We start from the raw sequence: 6471 nt of genomic DNA on the forward strand, positions 1-6471 counted from the left end.
TGTGAGGAAAACAGATACATGAGCGACTTGACGCAGGACGGCGCAGAGCGCCTTGCCCTGCATAAATTTACGGAAAACGCCTATCTCAACTACTCCATGTACGTGATCATGGACAGGGCGCTTCCCTATATTGGCGATGGCCTCAAGCCGGTTCAGCGCCGCATCGTCTATGCCATGTCTGAGCTGGGGCTGAACAACAGCGCAAAATTTAAGAAGTCGGCGCGTACCGTCGGTGACGTGCTGGGTAAATATCACCCGCACGGCGACAGCGCCTGCTACGAAGCGATGGTGCTGATGGCGCAGCCGTTCTCCTACCGCTACCCGCTGGTAGACGGTCAGGGCAACTGGGGTGCGCCGGATGACCCGAAATCCTTCGCCGCCATGCGTTATACCGAGTCACGCCTGTCGAAATACGCCGAAGTGCTGCTTGGCGAGCTGGGGCAGGGCACGGTTGACTATATTCCAAACTTCGACGGCACCATGCAGGAGCCGAAGATGCTGCCGGCGCGGCTGCCGAATATTCTGCTGAACGGCACCACCGGTATCGCGGTCGGCATGGCCACCGATATCCCACCGCACAACCTGCGCGAAGTGGCCAAAGCGGCGATGGCCCTGATCGACAGCCCGAAAACCACGCTGGATGAGCTGCTGGATATCGTGCAGGGGCCGGACTACCCGACCGAAGCTGAAATCATTACCCCGCGCAGCGAAATCCGCAAAATTTACCAGAGCGGGCGCGGATCGGTGCGCATGCGCGCGGTGTGGAAGCGTGAGGATGGCGACGTGGTGATCACCGCGCTGCCGCACCAGGTCTCCGGCGCGCGCGTGCTGGAGCAGATCGCGGCGCAGATGCGCAACAAAAAGCTGCCGATGGTCGAAGACCTGCGCGACGAATCCAACCACGAAAACCCGACCCGCCTGGTGATCGTGCCGCGTTCTAACCGCGTCGATATGGATCAGGTGATGAACCACCTGTTTGCCACCACTGACCTGGAGCGCAGCTACCGCATCAACCTGAATATGATCGGGCTGGATAACCGTCCGGCAGTGAAAAACCTGCTGGAGATCCTCAGCGAGTGGCTGGTCTATCGCCGTGATACGGTGCGCCGCCGCCTCAACTACCGGCTGGAGAAGGTTGAGAAGCGTCTGCATATCCTGGAAGGCTTGCTGAAGGCATTCCTCAATATCGACGAGGTGATCCATATCATCCGCAGTGAGGACGAACCGAAGCCGGTACTGATGTCGCGCTTCGAACTGTCGGAAACTCAGGCGGAAGCAATCCTCGAGCTGAAACTGCGCCACCTGGCGAAGCTGGAAGAGATGAAGATCCGCGGCGAGCAGGCCGAGCTGGAAAAAGAGCGTGATTACCTGCTGGGCGTACTCGGCTCCGACCGTAAGATGAACACGCTGCTGAAGAAAGAGCTGCAGGCCGACAGCGACGCCTACGGTGACGATCGCCGTTCTCCGCTGCGCGAGCGCGAAGAGGCGAAAGCGATCAGCGAAACCGAGCTGGTACCGTCAGAGCCGGTAACCATCGTGCTGTCACAGATGGGCTGGGTGCGCAGCGCCAAGGGCCACGATATCGACCCGACCGGCCTCAGCTATAAGGCCGGCGACACCTTCCTTGCCGCCGCGCGCGGCAAGAGCAATCAGCCGGTGGTGTTTATCGACTCCACCGGCCGCAGCTACGCGCTGGACGCGGTTACGCTGCCGTCCGCGCGCGGCCAGGGCGAGCCGCTGACCGGCAAGCTGACGCCGCCACCGGGTGCGGTGATGGAGCAGGTGCTGATGGCGCCAGACGAGCAGAAGCTGCTGATGGCCTCGGATGCCGGCTACGGCTTCGTCTGTACCTTCAGCGACCTGGTATCGCGCAACCGCGCCGGTAAGGCGCTGCTGGCGCTGCCGCAAAACGCGCGGGTGATGAATCCGCAGGCGATTAACGGCGACGAGCTGCTGCTGGCAATCACCGCCGCCGGCCGCATGCTGATGTTCCCGGTGGCCGATCTGCCGCAGCTGGCGAAAGGCAAGGGCAACAAAATTGTCTCAATCCCGTCGGCGGAAGCGGCCTCCGGTGAGGACAGGCTGGCCTGGCTGCTGCTGCTGACGCCGGAAAATGCCATCACCCTGCACGTCGGTAAGCGCAAGCTGACGCTGAAGCCGGCTGACCTGCAGAAGTTCCGCGCCGAGCGCGGCCGCCGTGGCACCCTGCTGCCGCGTGGCCTGCAGCGTATTGACCGCGTGGACGTTGACGGGCCGGCGCGTCCCGCCCGAGACGACAGCGAAGAGTAACCCCGTGATTGCCGGCTGACGTTAGCGCCAGCCGGTATTTAATCCGCGACGTGCCTGCCGCCGTGGCCCGCCGCAATATGCTGTCCGCAAGCCATTATGAGGTTATTATGCTGTCTGTTTTACGTATCATCGTGGTGGTGATTTACTCCATCCTGGTGTGTGTATTTGGTTCGATCTGGTGCCTGTTCAGCCCGCGCAATCCGCGTCACGTGGCGACCTTTGGCCATCTGTTTGCCCGCCTGGCACCGGTGCTGGGCCTGAAGGTGGAACACCGTAAACCGCAGGGTGCAGAAAATTTCCCCAATGCGATCTACATCTGTAACCACCAGAACAACTTTGACATGGTCACCGCCGCCGGTATCGTGCAGCCGACCACCGTCACCGTTGGTAAGAAGAGCCTGCTGTGGGTGCCGCTGTTTGGCCCGCTCTACTGGCTGACCGGCAACCTGCTGATCGACCGCGAAAACCGCGCCAGCGCCCACGGCACCATTGGTGAGCTGGTGGCGCAGTTTCAGAAGAAAAAGATCTCCTTCTGGATGTTCCCGGAAGGCACCCGCAGCCGCGGGCGCGGCCTGCTGCCGTTTAAAACCGGTGCCTTCCACGCCGCCGTGGCGGCGGGGGTGCCGATTATTCCGGTGGTGGTCTCCAACACCCACGATAAAGTGAAATTTAACCGGCTGAATAATGGTCTGGTGATTATCGAAATGCTGCCGCCGGTGGACGTGAAGGCGTTTGAAGGTCAGTCGGTGCGCAAGCTGGCCACCCACTGCCGCGAGCTGATGTCGGATAAGCTCGACGAGCTTAACGCCGAAGTCGCCGCGCGCGAGGCGGCCGGCACCCGCTAGGGTCAGCGCGCCCTCACGCAGGCTATCGGCCGCAGGCGCGCCGGGCGCAAATCGGGAAAATGGATTATGGCCGCTCCGGCGGCTGTTTTTTGGCTAACGGAGTGGTTATGTCTTTCAGTCGTCGTCAGTTTATTCAGGCCTCCGGCCTGGCACTCGCCGCCTCGGCGCTGCCGTTAAGCGCCCGCGCCGCCGGGCAGGGCACGCCGTTGCCGGTACCGCCGCTGATTGAATCAAAGCGCGGGCAGCCGCTGTTCCTGACCCTGCAGCGCAGCCACTGGTCGTTTACCGGTGGCAGCAAAGCGCAGGTGTGGGGCATTAACGGGCTGTATCTCGGCCCGACGGTGCGGGTGTGGAGCGGCGATGATGTGAAGATCATCTACAGCAACCGGCTGAATGAGCCGGTGTCGATGACCGTCAGCGGCCTGCAGGTGCCCGGCGCGCTGATGGGCGGCGCGGCGCGGCTGATGTCGCCCGGCGTGGACTGGGCGCCGGTGATCCCGATTCGCCAGGCCGCCGCCACCTGCTGGTATCACGCCAACACCCCTGGCCATATGGCGCCGCACGTCTATAGCGGGCTGGCGGGCATGTGGCTGGTCGAAGATCAGGTCAGTAAGGCCTTACCAATCCCTAACCACTACGGCGTCGATGATTTCCCGCTGATCATTCAGGATAAACGACTGGATAACTTCGGCACGCCGGAGTACGACCCGCCCTCGTCGGGTGGGCTGGTCGGCGATACGCTGCTGGTTAACGGTGCGCAGAACCCTTACGTTGAGGTCTCCCGTGGCTGGGTGCGCCTGCGCCTGCTCAACGCTTCTAACGCCCGCCGTTATCAGCTGCGCATCAGCGACGGCAGGCCATTTAACGTCATCGCCAGCGATCAGGGCTTCCTGCCCGCGCCGGTGGCGGTGCAGCAGCTGTCGCTGGCCCCCGGCGAGCGGCGTGAAGTGCTGGTGGATATGTCGCAGGGCGATGAGGTGTCGATTACCGCCGGTGAAGCAGCCGGGCTGGTGGATCGGCTGCGCGGCTTCTTCGAGCCGTCGAGCATCCTGACCTCCACGCTGATCCTGAACCTGCGTCCCACCGGGCTGCTGCCGCTGGTCACCGACAACCTGCCGATGCGGCTGCTGGCGGATCAGATGATTGAGGGCAGCGTCAGCCGCACCCGTGAATTCCGCCTCGGGGATGATACCGCCGGGATTAACGGCGCGGTGTGGGACGTGAACCGCACTGACGTACAGGCCCAGCAGGGCAGCTTTGAGCGTTGGATGGTGCACGCCGATACGCCGCAGGCGTTCCATATTCAGGGGGTGATGTTCCTGATCAAACGGGTTAACGGCGCGCAGCCGATGGCGGAAGATCGCGGCTGGAAAGATACGGTGTGGATTGACGGCGACGTGGAGCTGTTTGTCACCTTTACCCAGCCCTCCTCTGAACACTTCCCGTTCCTCTACTACAGTCAGACGCTGGAGATGGCCGATCGCGGCAGCGCCGGGCAGATGGTGGTGCAGCAGACGCTGTAAACCGTTATCGGGCGCAGGGCAGGTGAGCGTATCGCAGGCGATATCAGCCGTCGCTTACCCCTGGCAGCGCCAGGCGCTTAATGAGTGGCGCAGGCCATTTAGCGGTGGCAGGACTGTTCAGGATAAAGGCGGAGCCGTTTTCGGCCCCGCCTTTTTCTTTAAGCCGGAGCGGCTTAGTTCAGCTCTTCCGGGTCCGGCCCCAGCCGGTTGCCGCTGTCCAGCGCGGCAATTTCGCTCATCTCTGATTTTTCCAGACGGAAGTCGAACACGGCGAAGTTCTCGGCGATGCGCGACGGCGTGACCGATTTCGGGATCACCACCAGGCCGCTGTCGAGGTGCCAGCGGATGACGATCTGCGCGGCGGTTTTGTCATACTTCTGCGCCAGCCGTTTGATCACCTCCTGCTCAAACACGCCTTTGCCGCCCTGTGCCAGCGGGCTCCACGACTCGGTCTGGATCTGATGCAGCGCGTTCCACGCGTGCAGCGTGCGCTGCTGCAGCATCGGGTGCAGCTCGATCTGGTTAACCACCGGGCTGACGCCGGTCTCCTCGATCAGCCGTTTCATGTGCGGTTCATTAAAGTTACAGACGCCGATGCTTTTGGTCAGCCCCTGCTCCTGCAGCCTGATCATCTGCTGCCAGGCCTGCACGTAGCTATCCTTTTGCGGGCAGGGCCAGTGCATCAGATAAAGATCGACGCTCGGCAGCTGCAGTTTTTTCAGGCTGGTTTCCAGCGCCCGTTCTGCGTTGAGCTGGTCATCGTTCCACAGTTTGGTAGTGACAAAGATGTCGTCGCGCGCCACGTCGGTCTCCTGCAGCGCCTGGCCGATACCCTCCTCATTTTTATAGATGGCGGCGGTATCAATCGAACGGTAGCCCACCTGCAGCGCGGCGACGGCCGCCTGGCGCGCTTCATCAATGCTGGCCTGCCACACGCCCAGCCCAAGCTGGGGAATGTGGTTGCCGTCGTGCAGTTTAATGATCGGTTGCTCTGCCATACAGTCTCCTTAGCGATAGCGGAAAAACCGGCGCATCGGCACCGGTCAATAGCGGTAAGTCTAGCCGAAAAGGCAAAAACCGGCGGGGATTAGCGTGCGTCGAGGTAGATCTGTCTGCTGACCGCCAGCGTAATGTCCTGGCGCTCGCCCAGCGCCGTCAGCCCTTTCTGCTCCAGTTTCAACAGCAGCTGCGGGATTGACGAGCCGTCAAGCTGGTAGTCCGCCATGCGCGTGGCGAGGCCCATCCGTTCGAAGAAGTCGCGGGTGGCGGCGATCGCGCCGTCGATGCGCTGCTGCTCGTCGCCGTCCTCCAGCCCCCAGATGCGCGAAGCAAACTGCAGCAGCTTCTCACGCTTGCCTTCGCGCTGGATGTTCAGCAGCGACGGCAGCACGATGGCCAGCGTCTGCGCGTGGTCGATGCCGTGCAACGCGGTCAGCTCGTGGCCGAGCATATGGGTAGCCCAGTCCTGCGGCACGCCGGCGGCGATCAGCCCGTTGAGCGCCAGCGTTGCCGTCCACATAATATTGGCGCGCACGGCGTAGTTCTCCGGCTCGGCCAGCGCACGCGGCCCCTCTTCCAGCAGCGTCAGCAGCAGGCCTTCCGCAAAGCGATCCTGCACCCGTGCGTCGACCGGATACGTCAGATACTGCTCGACGATGTGCACAAAGGCGTCGACCACGCCGTTGGCAATCTGCACCGGCGGCAGGCTGTAAGTGTATTCCGGGTCGAGGATGGCAAAGCGCGGATAGAGCAGGTTGTTGCGGAACGACTGCTTATCCTGGGTAGCGCGGCGGGTGATCACCGCGCTGCGGTTG

The 6471-nt window shown here is 62.4% G+C and carries 5 protein-coding genes; 3 read left to right on the forward strand and 2 right to left on the reverse strand.

What is annotated here, in order from left to right; all coding sequences use genetic code 11:
- Positions 1-18: 18 nt before the first annotated feature.
- From parC to ftsP, 3 genes are all read left to right on the forward strand, one after another.
- Positions 19-2289 carry a DNA topoisomerase IV subunit A gene (parC, locus tag NV64_RS11840; protein WP_056231468.1) on the forward strand — a complete coding sequence of 757 codons (2271 nt, stop codon included), beginning with the start codon at positions 19-21 and terminating at the stop codon, positions 2287-2289.
- A 107-nt stretch (positions 2290-2396) separates the two neighbouring features.
- Positions 2397-3134: a 1-acylglycerol-3-phosphate O-acyltransferase gene (locus NV64_RS11845; protein ID WP_056232309.1), complete on the forward strand. Its 738-nt coding sequence runs from the start codon at positions 2397-2399 to the stop codon at positions 3132-3134.
- A gap of 107 nt (positions 3135-3241) precedes the next feature.
- Positions 3242-4657 carry a cell division protein FtsP gene (ftsP, locus tag NV64_RS11850; RefSeq protein ID WP_056231471.1) on the forward strand — a complete coding sequence of 472 codons (1416 nt, stop codon included), beginning with the start codon at positions 3242-3244 and terminating at the stop codon, positions 4655-4657.
- 173 nt (positions 4658-4830) lie between these two features.
- Here ftsP and dkgA read toward each other — a convergent pair whose 3' ends face one another.
- Both dkgA and NV64_RS11860 read right to left on the reverse strand, forming a co-directional pair.
- The gene (gene dkgA / locus NV64_RS11855) at positions 4831-5655 is read right to left on the reverse strand and encodes a 2,5-didehydrogluconate reductase DkgA (protein ID WP_056231472.1); all 825 of its coding nucleotides are present in this window, start codon (positions 5653-5655) and stop codon (positions 4831-4833) included.
- A gap of 89 nt (positions 5656-5744) precedes the next feature.
- Positions 5745-6471: iron-containing alcohol dehydrogenase (locus NV64_RS11860; protein WP_146005482.1), on the reverse strand; the 727-nt coding region annotated here is incomplete at its 5' end.

Origin of the sequence: Erwinia sp. B116 (assembly GCF_002865965.1) — a bacterium.
Lineage (GTDB): Bacteria > Pseudomonadota > Gammaproteobacteria > Enterobacterales > Enterobacteriaceae > Erwinia.